Source organism: Yoonia sp. R2331 (assembly GCF_041103235.1).
Classification (GTDB): Bacteria; Pseudomonadota; Alphaproteobacteria; order Rhodobacterales; family Rhodobacteraceae; genus CANMYO01.
Genome location: NZ_JBGCUN010000002.1, coordinates 338,332 through 355,533, shown reverse-complemented (window position 1 = coordinate 355,533; position 17,202 = coordinate 338,332). Strand labels below are relative to the sequence as shown.

At 63.8% G+C, this 17,202-nt stretch carries 18 protein-coding genes; 2 read left to right on the top strand and 16 right to left on the bottom strand.

The features are described 5' to 3' along the window. Positions 1 to 126: 126 nt before the first annotated feature. The 14 genes from dxs to AB3Y40_RS16435 form a co-directional block, all read right to left on the bottom strand. On the bottom strand, positions 127 to 2,040 hold the full coding sequence (gene dxs, locus AB3Y40_RS16500) for a 1-deoxy-D-xylulose-5-phosphate synthase (RefSeq protein WP_369439976.1): 1,914 nt from the start codon (positions 2,038 to 2,040) through the stop codon (positions 127 to 129). A 187-nt stretch (positions 2,041 to 2,227) separates the two neighbouring features. Next, positions 2,228 to 2,464: an RC-LH1 core complex protein PufX gene (gene pufX / locus AB3Y40_RS16495; RefSeq protein WP_369439975.1), complete on the bottom strand. Its 237-nt coding sequence runs from the start codon at positions 2,462 to 2,464 to the stop codon at positions 2,228 to 2,230. A 16-nt stretch (positions 2,465 to 2,480) separates the two neighbouring features. Further along, entirely contained in the window at positions 2,481 to 3,410 is a 930-nt protein-coding gene (pufM, locus tag AB3Y40_RS16490; RefSeq protein WP_369439974.1) for a photosynthetic reaction center subunit M, read from the bottom strand. Between the two features lie 14 nt (positions 3,411 to 3,424). Continuing rightward, positions 3,425 to 4,255, bottom strand: coding sequence for a photosynthetic reaction center subunit L (gene pufL, locus AB3Y40_RS16485; RefSeq protein ID WP_369439973.1), 831 nt, complete (start codon positions 4,253 to 4,255; stop codon positions 3,425 to 3,427). Positions 4,256 to 4,378: 123 nt separating this feature from the next. After that, positions 4,379 to 4,534, bottom strand: coding sequence for a light-harvesting antenna LH1, alpha subunit (pufA, locus tag AB3Y40_RS16480; RefSeq protein WP_369439972.1), 156 nt, complete (start codon positions 4,532 to 4,534; stop codon positions 4,379 to 4,381). A 16-nt stretch (positions 4,535 to 4,550) separates the two neighbouring features. After that, on the bottom strand, positions 4,551 to 4,706 hold the full coding sequence (gene pufB / locus AB3Y40_RS16475) for a light-harvesting antenna LH1, beta subunit (protein WP_369439971.1): 156 nt from the start codon (positions 4,704 to 4,706) through the stop codon (positions 4,551 to 4,553). 119 nt (positions 4,707 to 4,825) lie between these two features. Beyond that, on the bottom strand, positions 4,826 to 5,053 hold the full coding sequence (gene pufQ, locus AB3Y40_RS16470) for a cytochrome PufQ (RefSeq protein ID WP_369439970.1): 228 nt from the start codon (positions 5,051 to 5,053) through the stop codon (positions 4,826 to 4,828). Further along, positions 5,050 to 6,510: a chlorophyllide a reductase subunit Z gene (bchZ, locus tag AB3Y40_RS16465; protein ID WP_369439969.1), complete on the bottom strand. Its 1,461-nt coding sequence runs from the start codon at positions 6,508 to 6,510 to the stop codon at positions 5,050 to 5,052. Before bchZ ends, pufQ begins: the two co-directional genes overlap by 4 nt. 76 nt (positions 6,511 to 6,586) lie before the next feature. Continuing rightward, entirely contained in the window at positions 6,587 to 8,185 is a 1,599-nt protein-coding gene (gene bchY / locus AB3Y40_RS16460) for a chlorophyllide a reductase subunit Y (protein WP_369439968.1), read from the bottom strand. Beyond that, entirely contained in the window at positions 8,182 to 8,331 is a 150-nt protein-coding gene (locus tag AB3Y40_RS16455) for a hypothetical protein (protein ID WP_369439967.1), read from the bottom strand. The genes bchY and AB3Y40_RS16455 overlap by 4 nt, the downstream gene beginning before the upstream one ends. Beyond that, positions 8,318 to 9,319: a chlorophyllide a reductase iron protein subunit X gene (locus AB3Y40_RS16450; protein ID WP_369439966.1), complete on the bottom strand. Its 1,002-nt coding sequence runs from the start codon at positions 9,317 to 9,319 to the stop codon at positions 8,318 to 8,320. Before AB3Y40_RS16450 ends, AB3Y40_RS16455 begins: the two co-directional genes overlap by 14 nt. After that, positions 9,316 to 10,254 carry a chlorophyll synthesis pathway protein BchC gene (gene bchC / locus AB3Y40_RS16445; protein ID WP_369439965.1) on the bottom strand — a complete coding sequence of 313 codons (939 nt, stop codon included), beginning with the start codon at positions 10,252 to 10,254 and terminating at the stop codon, positions 9,316 to 9,318. Before bchC ends, AB3Y40_RS16450 begins: the two co-directional genes overlap by 4 nt. Positions 10,255 to 10,365: 111 nt before the next feature. After that, the gene (locus AB3Y40_RS16440) at positions 10,366 to 11,508 is read right to left on the bottom strand and encodes a methyltransferase (RefSeq protein ID WP_369439964.1); all 1,143 of its coding nucleotides are present in this window, start codon (positions 11,506 to 11,508) and stop codon (positions 10,366 to 10,368) included. Beyond that, complete coding sequence (locus AB3Y40_RS16435; protein ID WP_369439963.1) at positions 11,508 to 12,389, bottom strand: polyprenyl synthetase family protein; 882 nt, start codon at positions 12,387 to 12,389, stop codon at positions 11,508 to 11,510. The genes AB3Y40_RS16440 and AB3Y40_RS16435 overlap by 1 nt, the downstream gene beginning before the upstream one ends. 102 nt (positions 12,390 to 12,491) lie before the next feature. On the opposite strand from AB3Y40_RS16435, the gene crtD reads away from it, so the two are divergent. Continuing rightward, positions 12,492 to 14,045, top strand: coding sequence for a 1-hydroxycarotenoid 3,4-desaturase CrtD (gene crtD, locus AB3Y40_RS16430; protein WP_369439962.1), 1,554 nt, complete (start codon positions 12,492 to 12,494; stop codon positions 14,043 to 14,045). Continuing rightward, a complete protein-coding gene (gene crtC / locus AB3Y40_RS16425; protein WP_369440243.1) occupies positions 14,009 to 14,875 on the top strand; it encodes a carotenoid 1,2-hydratase in 867 nt (288 codons plus the stop codon). The genes crtD and crtC overlap by 37 nt, the downstream gene beginning before the upstream one ends. Here crtC and AB3Y40_RS16420 read toward each other — a convergent pair. Together AB3Y40_RS16420 and AB3Y40_RS16415 are read right to left on the bottom strand one after the other, a co-directional pair. Next, positions 14,872 to 15,504, bottom strand: coding sequence for an ATP-binding cassette domain-containing protein (locus tag AB3Y40_RS16420; RefSeq protein WP_369439961.1), 633 nt, complete (start codon positions 15,502 to 15,504; stop codon positions 14,872 to 14,874). The genes crtC and AB3Y40_RS16420 overlap by 4 nt on opposite strands. Then, positions 15,497 to 17,188, bottom strand: a complete 1,692-nt coding sequence (locus tag AB3Y40_RS16415; RefSeq protein ID WP_369439960.1) for an ABC transporter permease — start codon at positions 17,186 to 17,188, stop codon at positions 15,497 to 15,499. The genes AB3Y40_RS16420 and AB3Y40_RS16415 overlap by 8 nt, the downstream gene beginning before the upstream one ends. Between the last annotated feature and the right edge of the window lie 14 nt (positions 17,189 to 17,202).

Below are 17,202 nucleotides of genomic sequence, written 5' to 3'. Positions count from 1 at the left end.
CCGCGCACCCAGCAGCAAGCTAACCCAGGTCAGCAGTTGTGCCCCAATAGGTAATCATGCGGTAACGTTTAGGCAAAGCACCGCACGGTGGGTGCTGTCGGGTAGCGGGACGCGCCCAAGCCCGGCCTAAGCCTTGGAGGTGACGCGGGTCATGTCGACACCGGCGGCCTGCATCGCGGTGGCGGCGATGTCGGTCGCGGTCATGCCTGCGTCGGCGTACATCGCATCCGGTGCGGCCTGATCTATGAAACGGTCGGGCAGTGTGACTGTGCGGATCTGGCAGCGGCCATCCAGAAGGCCATAGTTGGCCAGATCATGCAGCACCATCGCGCCAAAGCCGCCGCGCGCGCCTTGTTCGATCGTCACCACCGCGCGGTGATTGCGCACCAACTGCCGGATCAGATCCCGGTCGAGCGGCTTGGCAAAGCGGGCGTCGGCAATAGTGACGTCGATGCCTTGCATTTCCAACAGATCAGCGGCCTTGCGGCATTCGCCCAGATGCGCGCCAAAGGACAAAAGTGCGATGTCTGATCCTTCTTGCACGATCCGGCCCTTGCCAATCTCGATCAGCGCGCCGCGGTCGGGCATGGTCACGCCTTCGCCCTCGCCGCGGGGGTAGCGGAACGCGATGGGGCCATCGTCATAGGCGGCGGCGGTGCGGACCATGTGCATCAGCTCTGCCTCGTCACTGGCGGCCATAACCACCATGTTGGGCAGCGCCGAAAGGTAGCCGATGTCAAAGGCGCCGGCATGGGTCGGGCCATCGGCACCGACAAGACCCGCGCGGTCGATGGCAAAGCGGACGGGCAAGTTTTGCAAAGCCACGTCATGCACGATCTGGTCGTAACCGCGTTGCAGGAAGGTCGAGTAGATCGCGCAGAAAGGTTTCAGCCCCGACGCGGCCATGCCGGCGGCAAAGGTCACGCCGTGCTGTTCGGCAATGCCCACGTCATGCACACGGGACGCGAAACGCTTGGCCATGATGTCGACACCGGTGCCAGAGGGCATCGCGGCGGTGACGGCGACGATCCGGGGGTCATGTTCAGCCTCTTCCGTAAGGGCGTGACCGAAGACAGAAGTGTAGCTGGGCGCATTCGGTCGCTTTTTGGGCTGTTCACCGGTGTTAGGGTCGAATTTCCCGACACCGTGACCGCAATCTGCCGCGTTTTCAGCAGGTGCAAAGCCTTTGCCCTTGGTGGTGCAGACATGGATCAGCACAGGGCCGGTGGCGCGGGTACGGGCGGCGCGCAGGACCGGCAAAAGCTGCGACATGTCGTGCCCGTCGATGGGGCCGACGTAGGAAAAGCCAAGCTCTTCAAACAATGTGCCGGAATTGCCCGGTGCTGCCCCGGTCACCAACTGCCGCGCGCGGCGGGCGTGGTCACGCAATGGGCCGGGCAAGGCGGCCTCGAACCCCGCCGCCATCTTGTGCATCTCTCCCAAGGGCGAGGCATAGAGGCTGGAAAGGTATTTCGACATCGCGCCCACGGGCGGGGCGATCGACATCTCATTGTCGTTGAGGATCACGAACATTCGCCGGCCTTCGGCACCTGCGTTGTTGAGCGCCTCATAGGCCATGCCCGCGCTGATCGACCCATCACCGATCACCGCAATCGCATCGCCTGTGTCCATGCCTTCGTCGCGGCCAAGGGTGAAGCCAAGTGCTGCAGAAATCGAGGTGGAAGAATGCGCCGCGCCAAAGGGGTCATAGACGCTTTCGGCGCGCTTGGTGAAGCCGGACAGCCCGCCCTCTTTCCGCAGGGTCCGCATCCGGTCGCGACGGCCGGTCAGCACCTTGTGCGGATAGCACTGGTGGCCCACGTCCCAGACCAGTTTGTCGCGCGGGGTGTCAAAAACGGCGTGGATTGCCACGGCCAGTTCGACCACGCCCAAGGACGACCCAAGGTGGCCGCCGGTCACTGACACCGCGTCGATCACCTCGGCGCGTAATTCGTCCGACAGGGTTGCCAGATCGGTGTCTGTCATGGCGCGCAAGTCTGCAGGATAGTTGACGCGGTCAAGTGTTGGGGTCGGGATCATGGCAGCCTCCGCCGGTGAAAAAAACGCGCCGCAACCCAAGGTGTGACCCTAAGTTGCGACGCGCGTTCCTGTAGCCAACAGGAAGGGAACTGGGGTGCCAGAGGCGCCCCGTGACCGGGCCCACCAGGGAGGGTGGCCCGATGGCAGAAGATGCGGGCCGCGTCGCGCACCGCCCGCACCTATGGGGTCAGACCGTGATGACCGTGACCGGGACGGTCAGGGCGGACCACGGTGTGGGGTCAGATGCATCGCGGCTTTCAGGGGGTAGCGCCCGTCCGATGCCTGCGATCACCGCAATCACCAGCCACAGGGCCAAGCAGAAGATGGCGGCATATCCCGCCCCCTTGAGCATCAGATAGGTGATGTCGGCTGACAGCCGGGACCGTTCTGCCCGGCCGAGGATGTTCATCTTTTCGTCGCTCATCATCATCGTCCTTTCATCAACGGTCTAGCGGCGCATAGCCGTGGTCTTGGGCCCAGACGTACCAGTTATCGACCACCGTGCCGGTGAGCAGGATGCCGATGCCGCCGGTCAGCGTTGTCAGCACCGCAAACCACCACGCCCAACGGTGGATGCCTTCCATTGTGGCGTTGAAGCCCATGGTCCAGCGCCAGAACAGGGCGGCCCGTTCGGTGGCGGTGCCCCGGTCGACGATCTGTTCGATCTCGCGCTCGCCGCCGAAGCGGCTGACCGCGAGGATCGTGGCCCCGTGCATCGCAAACAGCAGGGCAGAGCCATAGAGGAACGCAATGCTGAGCGCGTGGAAGGGGTTGTAGAACAGGTTGCCGTGGGTGATCGAAAAGAGGTTGGTCCAGTCGAGGTGGCTGAACACGCCATAGGGGACCATTTCCGACCAGTCGCCCATCAGGATCGGGCGGAAGAGGCCCAGCACCAGAAACAGCCAGATGGCAGAGGCAAAGGCCCAGGCGACGTGTTTGCCCATGCCGAGTGCTTCAGCCCGCAGGTAGGTGCGGACCCACCACGTCATGACCGAGATCAGCAGAAAGAAGCTGGCGATCATGAAGTAGCCGCCGTCATCCATGGGTGGCATCGACAGGCCATAGCCCGGTGAGGGCGGATCAAGCGAGAGCCAGAACAGATCCCGCAGGAAAATTGCGGGGCTATAGTCAGCCTGCGCCCAGAAGGCGAGGCCCACCATCAGGAACCAGACCAGCCCCGTCGCAAGCGAGATCAGCCCGAAGGACCCCAGATAGACCGGGCCAAGTTGTGCGTTGCCAAAGAGGCCCGCCAGCTTGGAAAACCCGGTTGTCGTGCCGCGTTCGATGGCGCTGCCATCCTGTGCATCCACACCCATTTCGGCGGGTCCCTGGACCTGAACCTGGGTGAAAATATTCTGATATTCAGCCATTTTTCATGTCCTCCTTACAGGTCCACCCACCAGGGCAGCTCGTAATACCAATCCCACCAGATGATCCATTCGTCGAACCAGATGGTGCCCGAAATGACGATGCAGATCGCTGACCAAAGGCCCGCATTCAGCGCCAGGAACAGGCCCAGACGGTGGATGCCAAGTGGCCCGATGGAGTAGCCGATCAGATCGCGGAAATAGGTGTCTTCGTGGTCGGGCGATTTGATCTCCTGCCCCTTGCCGGGGTTGACCGCCGACAGCACCAGTGACCCGTGCAGCGCCAGCGCCAGACAGGTGGTGAAAAAGAAGGTGATCGCGACCATATGCGCGGGGTTGTAGTGGAAGTTGCCATAAGCATAGCCCACGTTATTCACCCAATCGAGGTGGCTGAAGATGCCATAGGGGAATGCGTGCCCCCAGGCCCCCATCAACACCGGCCGGATCACCACAAGGGTGACATAGGCCAGGATCGCCACGGAAAATGCAAACGGCACGTGATAACCGATGCCCAGCTTGCGGCAAATCTCGACCTCGCGCAGCGCCCAACTGACAAAGGCGCCAATCGCGCAGATCGTGATGATCTGCCATAACCCGCCTTCCAGCAGCGGTGCCGCACCCAACCCGTATTCCAGCGCCGGCGGATCAATCGAGATCAGCCAGGGGTTCCATGTTGGCCCCTGCGAGGCGCCGTAAAAGATCAGGATGGTGCCAAGCACGGCAAAAAAGAATGTCGTGACCCCGAAGAAGCCCACATAAAAGGGCCCCACCCAAAAGTCGAACATGTCGCCGCCGATCAGCGTCCCACCACGGACCCGGTATTTTCTTTCGAAGCTGAGCTGTGCCATCTTCTTCTCCATTCATGGACAGGGCCGGTCCCGTGGGGTGTCCTGTCGTCTAGCGTCGTGTGGTTTGCTATGGGCGGACCAGGCCCGCCCATAGCGATCTTGTCCAAGCGTTACGCCCGGTCCCTATTGCGCGCCAAAGGCCAGCTGGAACCAGTTGGTGCCCTCGTTGCTAAGCAGGACGAGGTGAATCATCGCTGCCAGCAGGAAAAGGAACACGCCCTGTGCCACGAAAACGCGGCGCGGGTCGAAGATCAGCCAGATCTTGTAGAACTGTGCCATTGCTTACGTTCCTTTCTTACCAAGAGAACCAGGGCAGTTGGATGTACGTCAGCACATGGGCAACGACTGCGATCATCGTGAAGATCCACAGTCCGCTCATGTAGACTGAGTGCAATTCCTGCGCCTGCTCGTCTGTGAGACCTGTGAAAGACAGGTCACTTCTATCAGCCATTCTTGTCTCCAATTATGAACTGACGCCGCAGAGCCCCTGCGGCCGGGTATTGACAGGGGAGAGCCCCCTGCCCTGATCCACCGCACCCGAAAGCATGGCGAATGTCGTATTTCAGCGCCTCAGGCACTGAAAATCTGTGGTGTTATGATCCGGGCTTGCGTCCAGGCCTTGGCGAATGGTCCCTTGGCCGGCAGCTTCATCTGACGTAGCGCAGACAGGCCCCACGTCAGGACCGCCAGCGGCAGGGTCGCCAGGAAGATGATCGCGAAATAAGCGTAGTACTCGCGCTTGGGCGGTGCGGTCCGCGTGCGCGATGGCACGTCCACGTCGCTGGTGAAATCTGTCATTTCTGTCCTCCCGTTGATGTCTCTAATGTCTCGACCGTCTGCAGGACCACGCGGTCACTGCCTGCGTCGAGGGCCGCCCGTTCGGCGGCGTCCCGCAGCGTTTTCGCCGCGGAAATGCGTGTCAGGATCGGGTGTGTTGCCACGATCTCATCCAGTTTGGCCTGGGCATCTGCGTCCCACGGCATGTCGCGCCGCAGCGGTGTCAGGGTCGCATCGGTGGCGTCCATGTCAGAGGCCAGCGGCAGAATGTGAAAGAGGCTGTCGAAAAGGCCATTGCAGACCTCTTGCAGGATATAAGTCGCCCCGGCGTAGCCCATGAAGGGCGTGCCAGTCGCGCGCCTGATCGCGGCACCGGGGAAGCTGGCGGGGATGAAGCTGGGGCTGGGGCCGTGGCCCGCCTTGGTTTCTGCCAGATACATTTTTTCGTTGATCGACCCCATCAGGATCAGGGGTTTCTTGCTGTGCACAAGGTTGCGCACCTCGTCGTTGTTGGTCTTGGCCCCGCGACAGCGCGCGACGGCAAAGGCGCAAGGGAAACCCAGATCGCCCTCAAGATAATGGCGCACGCCACGGGCGTAGGTTTCGTTGGCGACGATCCCGAATTCGGCGGTGGCAAAGAAATCCTGCGTGACCGAACGCCACAAATCCCAGACCGGTTTGATGGTCGAGTGCTTTTCGCGTTCGATGAAGGGCTCAGGGTCAAGGCCGGTTAGTTCGCCCAGCTTGCGCAGGAACTTGGTGGTGCTGTCGATGCCAAAGGGGGCCTGCAGGTAGGGCTTGCCAAGGCATTCCGCGAGGCCACGGCCAAACTCGCGGTACATGCAGATGTTTACGTCCGCATTCACCAGATTGCGCATTTCGGCCAGATGCGCGCCCAGCGGCATGACCATATTGACCTCTGCCCCGATGCCTTCGACCAAGCGTCGGATTTCCGCCAGATCAGACGGCATGTTGAATGTGCCGTACATCGGCCCAAGGATGTTGACGCGGGGGGGCGCATCATCGGGGCGCTTCTTCTCGGGCGGCATCCGACCCTTGGTCATGCCGAATTCGGTGAAAATCCACGTCATCGCGCGGTCGGCGCATTCCCATTGATCCTCATCAATGGTGCGCGGCAGGAAGCGCTGGATGTTGGTGCCTTGTGGTGTCACGCCGCCGCCGATCATCTCGGCAATCGACCCGGTGACGACCACGGCGGGCAAGGCGGGATCAAGCACGTTCCACGCGCGTTTCATCGCCTCTTCTGTGCCTTCGCCCATCTCGGTCTCACCCAGACCGGTGACAACGATGGGCAGCTCATGCGGGGGCAAGCCGTCCGTGTAGTGCAAGACAGAAGTCACGGGCAGATTTTCGCAGCCGACGGGGCCGTCAATCACCACTTGCAGGCCTTTGACGGCGCAGAAGGCATAGACAGCGCCCCAATATCCGCCTGCACGGTCGTGATCGGTGATCAGCATAGCGCACCCTCCGACCGGCGGGGGCAAATCTTCGTCAAAGATTTGGGGGTGACGAATATTCGACGAATATTCGGGGTCATATCATTGCCGCCGCTTCTGCGGCCCTCTTTTGTTTATCCAGCTTTTTCTGGTGCTGGGCGCGGAAGTCGGGGCGCAGGTTGGGCGCGCCTTCCCAGACACCAGCGGTGTCGTCGTGGCCGACGCCTTCGAAAAAGGCTTTCATCTTGCCCATCTTCTCGGCACCGTTGATCGCGGCATTCACGACCTGTTGCAGGCTGCCGGCGCCAGCAGGCCCCATCAGCGGACGGGCCGAGATCAAGTTGGTGAAGTAAAGCGAGGGGATGCCCAATTCCTTGCCGCGCTGCACCACCGGCGTGGTCCCGATGGCAAGGTCAGGCTTGACGCCTTCCATGGCGGAGAGGTCATCCTCGAGGCTGGCGCGGAACTTGACCTTCACACCTTTGGCCTCAAGCCATGCGGCGTCATCAGCGGACCAAGGTGTCTTCGGGCAGGCGGTGCCGACATAAGGCACAGTCGCGCCGCTTTCGATCAATAGGCGCGCGACGAGGAGTTCAGACCCTTCGTAGCCCGACAGGGTGATGGTGCCGTCAATTCGCGCCCCGGCTAGCGCACCCTTGATGGCGGGCAAGAACGCGTTCTGGGCTGCGGCGATCTGGTCCGGCGCGACGTTGTAGGCGTCACCGATTGCTGCCAGCCACGCGGCGGTGCCGTCATAGCCGACGGGGGCAGAGCCCACGACCTTGCGGCCAGCGGCCTGAAATTCGCGCACGGATGCGGTGTAGAACGGGTGGATCGCAGCGGCGACGCCACAATCGAGGGCGGCGTAAAGCTCGCGCCACTCGCGGGTCGGCACCACAGGTCCGGCGGCAAGCCCCATGGGGGCCAACATGCCGCCGATCATCATCGGGTCGGCGGGGAACATCTCTCCCATCAGGGCGACAGCGGGGCGGTCATCTTTGGCAGCGGTGGGCCGGGCGACGGGGCCTGCGGCGGCCTCTTCCCTTGCATAGGCGAGCATGGCACCGGCCAGCACATCCTTGGCCTCTGCATGGGTGGGGATGCCAAAGCCGGGGACGTCGATGCCGACGATGCGGACGCCGTTGATTTCCTTCGGCAACAGGCGCAGCGGCACGCCAGAGGCGGTTGGTACACAAAGGTTAGTGACCACAATCGCGTCATAGCGGTCGGGGTCGGCCATATCGTGCACGCTTTCGCGGATATCCTCGAAGAGCTTGCCGGTGACCAGCGTTTCAGAGTTGAACGGCACGTAGCCGACCGAGCGGCGCGCGCCGTAGAAGTGTGAAACAAACGTCAGGCCGTAGACACAGCAGGCCGAGCCGGACAGCACGGTGGCCACACGCTTCATGCGCAGGCCGACGCGCAGCGATCCGAAGGCGGGGCACATGGACTGCGGCTGATCGTGGGGGCCTTGGGGGTAATCGGCGGCGTATTGATCAAGGATGTCGGATTTGCCCGCGGCGCGGGCGGCCGCCTCCATCGTGGCGGCACCGGCGGTGCAGCCGCCTTCCAACGCGGTGGCTTGGGTGGCGCTCATCTCTTGCTGCGCGCGCTCTTCGCCACGGATGATTTCAACCTCACCGGCGGCGTCATAGCCGACTTCATAACCTTCGCGCTGTGGGGGTTGGCCAATCATGACGGATCCTTTGGTGCGGGTGCGGGCGACTTCCCTGCTTTCACCTCGTCCACGAAATCCGTCAGGACCTTTTTAAGATCGACCGCTTCATCCTGCAGGATCTTGGCATTGCTGATGGCCCGTTTGATGCGATCATGCGTCGTCATAGATCACCTCAAGGCTTTCCCTGGGCTTGGCATTCTTGCCGCGCATGTCGGTGTCAGTGGCTGGGGTCAGAACAAAGTTGGCGCCCGTGTCTTCGGCATCAAAGAGACCCAGCAACCCATCCTGATCGAGCGGCGTTGGCCGCACCGGCGGGGCCACGCCGACGGCATCGGCAAGGCCTGCAAACATCTCGCCCCACTGCGATTCCATGGTGCCGACAATCTGGTAGTTGGCGGATTTCTTGCGCAGGTCATCATCCTGCGGAATGGCCGCTAGGATCGGGATGTCGACCGCCTTGGCAAAGGCCTGCGCCTCGCCGGTGCCGTCATCCTTGTTGATAACAAGGCCCGCCACACCGACGTTGCCGCCCAACTTGCGGAAGTATTCGACGGCGGAACAGACGTTGTTCGCCACGTAAAGCGATTGCAAGTCATTGGACCCCACAAGGATCACCTTTTGCGCCATGTCGCGGGCAATCGGCAGGCCAAAGCCGCCACAGACCACGTCACCTAGAAAGTCGAGCAACACATAGTCAAAGTCCCAGTCATGGAACCCGAGCTTTTCCAACAGCTCGAACCCGTGGATGATACCGCGTCCGCCACAGCCGCGCCCAACCTCTGGCCCGCCAAGTTCCATCGCAAAGACGCCGCCGCGCTTGAAACAAACGTCGCCAATCGCGACTTCTTCGCCTGCCAGCTTTTTCTTGGCAGAGGTTTCGATGATCGTCGGGCAGGCCTTGCCGCCAAAGAGCAGGCTGGTGGTGTCGGATTTCGGGTCACAGCCAATCAGCAGCACGCGCTTGCCCTGTTCGGCCATCATGTGGCTGAGGTTGGCCAGCGTGAACGACTTGCCGATCCCGCCTTTGCCATAGATCGCGATGATCTGGGTTTTGGACGTGGGCTCCCCTTGCGGAACCTCAAGCGTGGGCTGGGCCGCTTCATCGCGCAGGGCCTTGTCATAGCCCTTGAGGTTCGGAATTTCGTCCTTCATGCGGTTCCCCAGTTCAGGATCATTTTCAGGCAGGCCGGATCGGTAAAGGCCGTGGTGTAGGCCTTTGCCGCGTCCGCCGCGGGTCGTGTTTCAGAGATCAGATCGTCGAGCCGCAGCACGCCGCTTTCGACGAGCGCCTTGGTGGCGGTCATGTCGTCGGGCTGCCATTCGGCAGAGATGCGCAGCCGGGCCTCTTTCATGAAGGCGGGCGGAAAGGCGAATTGCAGCGGCTGGGTGTAGAACCCGGCGAGGACGATTTCACCGCCGCGCACCAAACGCCCGATCATGTCATTCAAAAGATCAGCACGACCCGAGGCATCGTAGATGCTGGCATAGTCGCGGCGCGTGTCGGCGTCGGGGTTCACAACGTCATAGCCGTCCGCCCCATCCATCCGAAGCGGGTCGATCTCCCACACGGTGGGCGCAGGTGCGCCGGCTGCGATGGTCAGCCGCGCCAGAAGGCGGCCCAGAACACCGTGACCGATGATCAAATCCGGCACAGCCTTGCCCGGTCCGGCCATCGCGTGGCGCGCGGTAGCGGCCAACGCCAAAAGCGCGCCGGACGCGCCCAAGCCCCGGTCGATCCGGGTCACGCGGGATGCAGGGGTGACGATGGTGGCAGAGGCTGCGCCAAAAAGGCCAAACGCCCCGTCATAGCAATTGGCACCGGGGACAAAGACATGTTCACCCACGCAGAACCCGCTTTCGGGGCCAGCCTCGACCACTTCGCCTGCGGCCTCGTAGCCGGGGATCAGCGGGTAGCCCATACCGGGAAAGGGGGGCATTTCGCCGGTCCAAAACAGCTTTTCCGTGCCGGTTGAAATGCCAGAGTGCAGGACGCGGACAACGATATCACCGCGCGCTGGCGCGGTCAGGGTCACCGATTCGACACCCAATTCGCCGGGTGCGTTCAGAATGACGGCCTTTGTTCTCAAGGTTTTTCCCCGTTTTGTCCCGACATTTGGCGCTGTTGAAGTGCGACAATCTGTCAACTGTCAGTCTAGCCTTACAGTCACTTATGTCAAATGATTTGGACAAGCCGCGTGTCAGCTTGGCCTGACACCCCAGACCACGGATGTGACAAATGGCCGGTGCGGCTTTGGGGCCCTAAACTGGGCAAAGCCCGCCTGCTGCATCAACGCCTGCACCTGTGTGGCAGACCGGGCGCGACCGGTGCGCATGGCCATGCAATAAAGCGCGAAATAGGCGTCGCCAGCGCGCTGCGGGGCCTGCCCACCTGTCATCGGTTCGGACACGATCAGCCGCCCCCCCGGCGGCAGCGCGTCAAAGGCCGCGCGCAAGAGCGCCAGCACCGTGTCATCGGCGTGATCGTAGAGCACCCGCACCAGCGTGATCACATCCGCGCCCTGCGGCAGCGGATCATCGCGGAACGATCCCGGCGCAATCGTGGTGCGGTCCAGCAGGCCGGTATCAGCGAACCGTTTGGCAGCCGCGGGCGCCACGGCAGGCAGATCAAAAAGTGTCAGGTGCGGTGTGCGCACGACCTGCCCCAAGGCAGCCAGAAAGGCGCCGGTGCCGCCGCCGATGTCCATCACATGGGAGGCACCTGACCAGTTCACAGCCGCAATCGTATCAGCGGCCACGAGCGCCTGACTGTCGGTCATCAAGCGACTATAGCGCGCGGTCACATCAGGGTCGGTGGCACCGCCTGCGCCAAAGACATAGGGCCAGAAATCTGCCAGTTCGGTGTCGACCTCGCCCCGGAAAAACGCGACGGGGTCGGTCAGGTCGCGATAAAGCACATCGTGGTGGTCGATCATGCCTTGCAGGCCCGGCACCCCGGCCAGTGCCGTGCCGCGCGTGGTCAGTTGGTAGTATCCGCCCCGGCATTTCAGCAGGCGCAGCGAGACGGCGGCATTCAAAAGCACTTGCATCCGGTCGGGGGGCACCTGTGTGTCGGCGGCCAATGCGGCGGCGGTCATGCGGTGCGACAGCAGCAAGGTGGGAATGCGCAGACGGACCAGCGCCAGCAGGATCTGACTGTGGCAAAAGCCTGCGACCAGATCGAACATCGCCTCGCCTTCGGTGCGGACCAGTCGGCGCAAAAGCGGGACGCGCGCGGCCCAGGCCTGAAAGCCGGGGCTGGCGGGCAGACGCGCCAGACGCCCGGTGGGCAGCCGGTCGGGGCGCGCAGGCGCACGGCCCCCGGACAGGCCCACATCCGCCATTACTCGCCGGGCACTGACAAGCGGTCACGGGCCACGGCGGGCACCAGTTTGTCGGCATAGGCACGAACCATCTGGGCCAGTGCGGCCTCTCCCGGGCAGGCGGGGATCGAGGAGATCGCGCCAGTCAGGATCGCGTCAAAGCGATCCACGGCCCCGGTCACACCAAGTTCCGTCACCGCATTGGGCCGCCCATGCAGATCGTCCTGTCCGGCGGGTTTGCCCAGCGTTTCGGCATCACACAGCGCGTCGCGCAAATCGTCGGCCACCTGAAACGCCTCGCCAATGCGCGCGCCAAGTTCTTCCCATTGGTCGGGTTCCTGCCCGGCGGCGATTGCCCCCATCTGGGTGGCGGCGATAAACAGCGCACCGGTCTTGGACTGGTGGTAGGCCGACAGGTCAATCACCTCTTCGCTTTCCCAGCCCTGCCCGGCACAGATGCCGTGCGGCATGCCAGAGCGCGTGGACAGCACCTCGATCAGTTGCAGGGTCCGGTGCGGCATCAGGCCAGCAGCGCGGGCCAGCACCTGAAATGCCATGATGATCAGGCTGTCGCCGGTCAGCACGGCCAGCGGTTCGGAAAAGGCGCGGTGCAGCGCGGGTTTACCCCGGCGCAGGTCGGCATCATCAAAACAAGGCAGGTCGTCGTGAACCAGACTGGCCGAGTGCATCAGTTCAAGCGCCACGGCGGCAGCATCAGTGACCTTGGGCTGGTCATCGCCACACGCCAGAGCCACGGACATCAGGATCGTCGGCCTGATCCGCGCGCCTCCGGGTGTGACGGCATAGCCGAGGGCTGCGGCCAGCTTGGCTGGTGCGGCCTCGCGCTGACCGTCAAAGATGGCCCGTGTCAGGGCGATGTCAATCCGTTCTGCGATGCGCATTTCTGTCCCCCTGCGGGCATGTATCACTTAGCTGACAGCCATTGTGTAAATCAAACTGGACACAATCATCTGCCTGAGTCAACACTGGGGATCGGAGGGACCATGCCCAAAACCACCACGCGCGTGATCATTATCGGGGCCGGGATCGGCGGATTGGCGGCGGCTTTGCGGCTGGCGCACAGCGGGTGCGCTGTGACCGTGCTGGAGATGCACGGCGGACCGGGCGGCAAGATGCGCACCCTGCCCTCGGCTGCGGGGCCGGTGGATGCAGGACCCACCGTACTGACCATGCGCCCGGTCTTCGAGGCGCTGTTCGCCGATTGCGGGCTGTCGCTGTCGGACCATCTGACGCTGCGCCCCTTGGACGTGATCGCGCGCCATTTCTGGGATGACGGCACGACCTTTGATCTGATGGCGGACCGGGCGGCCACCGTGGCCAATGTCCACGCCACATTCGGCAGCAAGGCCGCCGCGCAATACACACGGTTCGCAGACCGGGCAGCGCGGTTGTTCGCGGCGTTTGACGCCCCGATGATGCAGGCTGAGGCCCCGCGCCAGACCGCGCTGATTGCTCATGTGCTGCGCAACCCGCGCCTGGTTGCCGATATGGCCCCATGGCGCAACATGGCGCGCGATTTGTCTGCGTCGTTCCGTGACCCGCGACTGGCGCAGCTCTTCGGACGTTACGCCACATATGTCGGTGGCTCGCCACTGGCATCGCCCGCGATCCTGTCGTTGATCTCGGACGCCGAGGCGCAGGGCGTTTGGGCGGTGGACGGCGGGATGCACCGGTTGGCGCAGGTCTTGCAACAGCAGGCAGAGGCGCTTGGCGCCACATTCCAGTTCAACACCGCGGTGACACGGATCATCAAGCAGGGCGGAGCGGTCACCGGGGTTGAAGCCGGGCATGACAGGTTCAACGCGGATGTGGTGCTGTTCAACGGCGATCCGCGCGCCTTACAGGTCGGCGCATTGGGCAAGGGCGTGGCTGAAGCTGTGCCCGGCAGCGCCACCACACCGCGCAGCCTGTCGGCCTATGTTCATGCCTTTGCCGCAGCCCCGCGCGGGCCGGATCTGGCCCATCACAACGTCTTTTTCGGCAAGATCGCCAATGCGGAATTCCAACCGCTGAGCCGGGGAAAGATGCCACAAGACGCCACGCTTTATCTATGCGCGCAGGATCACGGCAGTGCCGCCATAGACGCCATGCAGCGGTTCGAGGTCATCATGAACGCCCCGCCGGTTGTCCGCGACCCGCAAGAGGAGAAACACATATGTCAGACACTGACCTTCAGTCGCCTGGCGGCCTTCGGTCTGCGGTTCACACCAACGCCGGGGCCGGACACGCTGACCACACCGCAGGAGTTCGACGCACTGTGCCCGCACAGCATGGGGTCACTTTACGGGCGATCCCCGCAGGGGATGACGGCAGCCTTCAAACGGCCAAAGGCGCGGACCAGCGTGAAGGGGCTGTATCTGTGCGGGGGCGGGGCGCATCCCGGCGCGGGGGTGCCGATGGCCACACTCTCCGCCCGGCATGCGGCCGCAGCGATCATGACCGACCAAACTTTGACATCCACGTCCCCCGCGACGGCTATGCCTGGTGGTATGTCGATGGGATCAGCGACTGCGGGACCAAAGCGGTCTCTGTCATAGGGTTTATCGGATCGGTCTTTTCACCTTGGTATGCGTGGTCGGGCCGCAAAGACCCTGCCAATCACTGCTGCATCAATGTGGCGACCTATGGCAAAGGCGGGCGATTCACGATGACCGACCGGGGGCGGGCCGCGTTGGAGACAAGCCGCGATACGCTGAAGGTTGGACCCAGCCAGATGCATTGGGATGGGCGGTCATTGGTAATCACCATCGACGAAATCGCAAGCCCGCCGCTGGTGTCGCGGGTGCGCGGCAAGATCACCGTGACGCCGCGCGCGGTGACGGGGGTTGAACTGCCGCTGACGCGTGACGGGGCACACGTCTGGCGGCCCTTTGCGCCCCTGTCGGACATCCGCGTCGATCTGGAAGCAACGGGCTGGCAGTGGTCCGGCAAGGGCTACTTTGACGCCAATTTCGGCACCCGCGCGCTTGAGGCGGATTTTGACAACTGGACGTGGGGCAGCTTTCCCACGGGTGGCGGGGCGACGGCGTTTTACGACGTGACCCAGCGCGATGGGACGTCGTTTGACACCGCCGTGCGGTTTGACCCGGATGGCAGCGCGCGCCATGTCACCGCCCCCCCGCGCAAGCGGTTCGCCAACTCGCTGTGGCAAGTGCGGCGCGAAACGCGGGCTGATCCGGGCACCACACCAAAGCAGGCGCTGGCGATGTTGGACGCCCCGTTTTACACCCGCGCCGCGGTGACAACGCAGCTGGATGGAGAGATCACGACAGGCGTGCACGAGGCGCTGGATTTGCGGCGGTTCCGGTCACCACTGCTGAAGCCGATGCTGGCCGTCAGGGTGCCACGGCGCGCGGGCTGGTCCTAGGCCAGTGTGACAACCTCACCGCCAGCGGCGGCGGCATCTTCGGCGTCATGGGTGACCATCAGCACCGGCAGTTGCAGCGCACGGGCGCGATCGAACACAAGGCTGCGCACCTGCGCGCGGCGTTCTGTATCCAGACGGCTGAACGCCTCATCCAGCAGCAGCGCGCAAGGGTCCGCGAGCAGCATCCGCATCAGGGCCACGCGGGCCTTTTGCCCGCCCGACAGGGTGGCAGGATCGCGGTCAGCGAACCCGGCCAGCCCGACCTCTTCCAGTGCGGCATCAATCCGGGCGCGGCGGTCCGCGCGGCTGCCACCGGCGCGCAGGCCAAAGGCAAGGTTTTGCCCCACCGACAGGTGCGGGAACAGCAGATCATCCTGAAACAGGATACCCACCATCCGCTGGTGCGGTGGCTGGTCGGTGATGTCTTGCCCGTCCAGCAGCACGCGGCCCGCGCCGCGAAAATCGCCCGCCAGCGTGCCGGTGACGAAGGACAGCAGCGTGGATTTACCCACGCCAGAGGGGCCCATGACGGTCAGCACCTCACCCGGTGCGATGTGCCGGTCAAGGGACACCAACGGTGCGCCGCCTTTGGCGATCACCACCTGATCAAGCGTCAGACCCTTAGCCATGCCGCAGCCCCCTTCTGTTGCGCCACCAAAGTGCCGGCACCAGCAGCGCCAGTGCAAAGGGCAGCAGCGCGGCCCCGGTTTGCAGCAAGCCGTAGAAACCAATCGCGCGCCTGTCACCCCCGGATGCCAGCGCCACCGCCTCTGTCGTGAGGGTCGACACGCGGCCGCCACCAATCAGCAAGGTGGGCAGGTATTGCCCGACAGAGACGGCGATGCCGACGGCGGTGGCGGTCAGGACCGGGCGCAGCAGCATCGGCAGACGCACGCGCCACAGCACCCGGTCAGGTGATCCGCCAAGGGCCGCGGCCACAGTGCCGGTGCGCGCGTCCCATGCGCGGAACGGGTCGGCCAATGACAAAAAGACGTAAGGCAGCACAAAGACCAAATGCGCCAGCAGAACCGGCCAGATGCCAACGTCCGCGCCCACCGACAAAAGCAGCGTTTGTAGCCCCGGCAGGAACGCGGTTTGCGGGATCAGTAGTGGCAAATAGAGCAGCCACATGCCGCGTGTCGTGACGCGCAGGTTGTAGCGGTATTCAGCCTCCAGACAGCCAATGGTCAGCATCAGCGCCACGAAGGTGACACTGAGCGCGATGAGCGCGGTATCAGCCAAAGCGCCCAGCGCCGAAGGGCCGTGGCGCATCCAGTTCTTGAGCGTCGCACTATCAGGCAGGGCATCGGGAAAGCCCCAGAACCCGGCAAAGGACCAGACCGCCAGCACCGCCAGCCCCAGCAGCACCGCCAGTGCCGATGTGGTGCCAACGGCCAGCGCCGCACCGGCCACGGCGCGGTCAGCGCGACCCCGGCCACCGGCAGCGATCCAGCGACGGCCAAGACGGGCCACAACGGTTTCGCCCAGACGCCAGGCGGCAAGCGCGCCAAGGACAAGGCCAAGTTGCAGCAAGGCGGCGGCGGCCGCTTGCAGCCGCAGGGCCAGAACCGGATCAGACATCCATTTGACGATTTGGACCGACAGGGGCGGCGGCGTGTTGGGGCCAAGGATCACCGCCACGTCCACGACCGACATCGCATAGGCCAGCACCACATAGACCGGCAGACGGATCTGTGTGTAGACGCGCGGGAACACGGTTTTCAGCCAGCCCGTGACCCGGCCATACCCCAGCGCGGCAGAGACGGCCTGCGCCCGCGCCGCATCGGTTTGCCCAAGGGCAGAGAGGGTCATCAGCAGCAGAAACGGCACCTCTTTCACCACAAGGCCTGCCATCATGGTCAGCCCCCAGTGGTCCTGCACGATCAACAGATCAGGGGGTCTTTCCCAGCCCGTCAGCGCCGGTGACAGCAAACGCGACACCCAGCCGGAAGGCGCGATCAGAAAGGCCAGACCAAAGGCGGCGGCGGCATGGGGCACCGACAAAAGCGGCGAAAGGGCGCGTTCCAGCGCGCGAAACGAACGGGTGCCGGACCAGCCCGCGGTCAGCAGGGCCACGATCGTCAACGCGATCACGGTGGCCCCAATGCCGGTCAGCAGCGACAGCGTGACCGCGTGCGGCAGGCCCGGCCAATTGATCAGCGCGCGGAACGGGGCAAGGCTAGGGCCAGTTTCACCGGCGGCAGGAAAATGGCCAAAGGCGGGCAGCACCGTCCCCCAAAGCCCGGCCAAAACCGGGCCGAGCATCACCGCGAGCGTCACAAGCGGCAGGATGGGAAGCAGGGTGCGCTGCATGTCAGGTGGGCCGG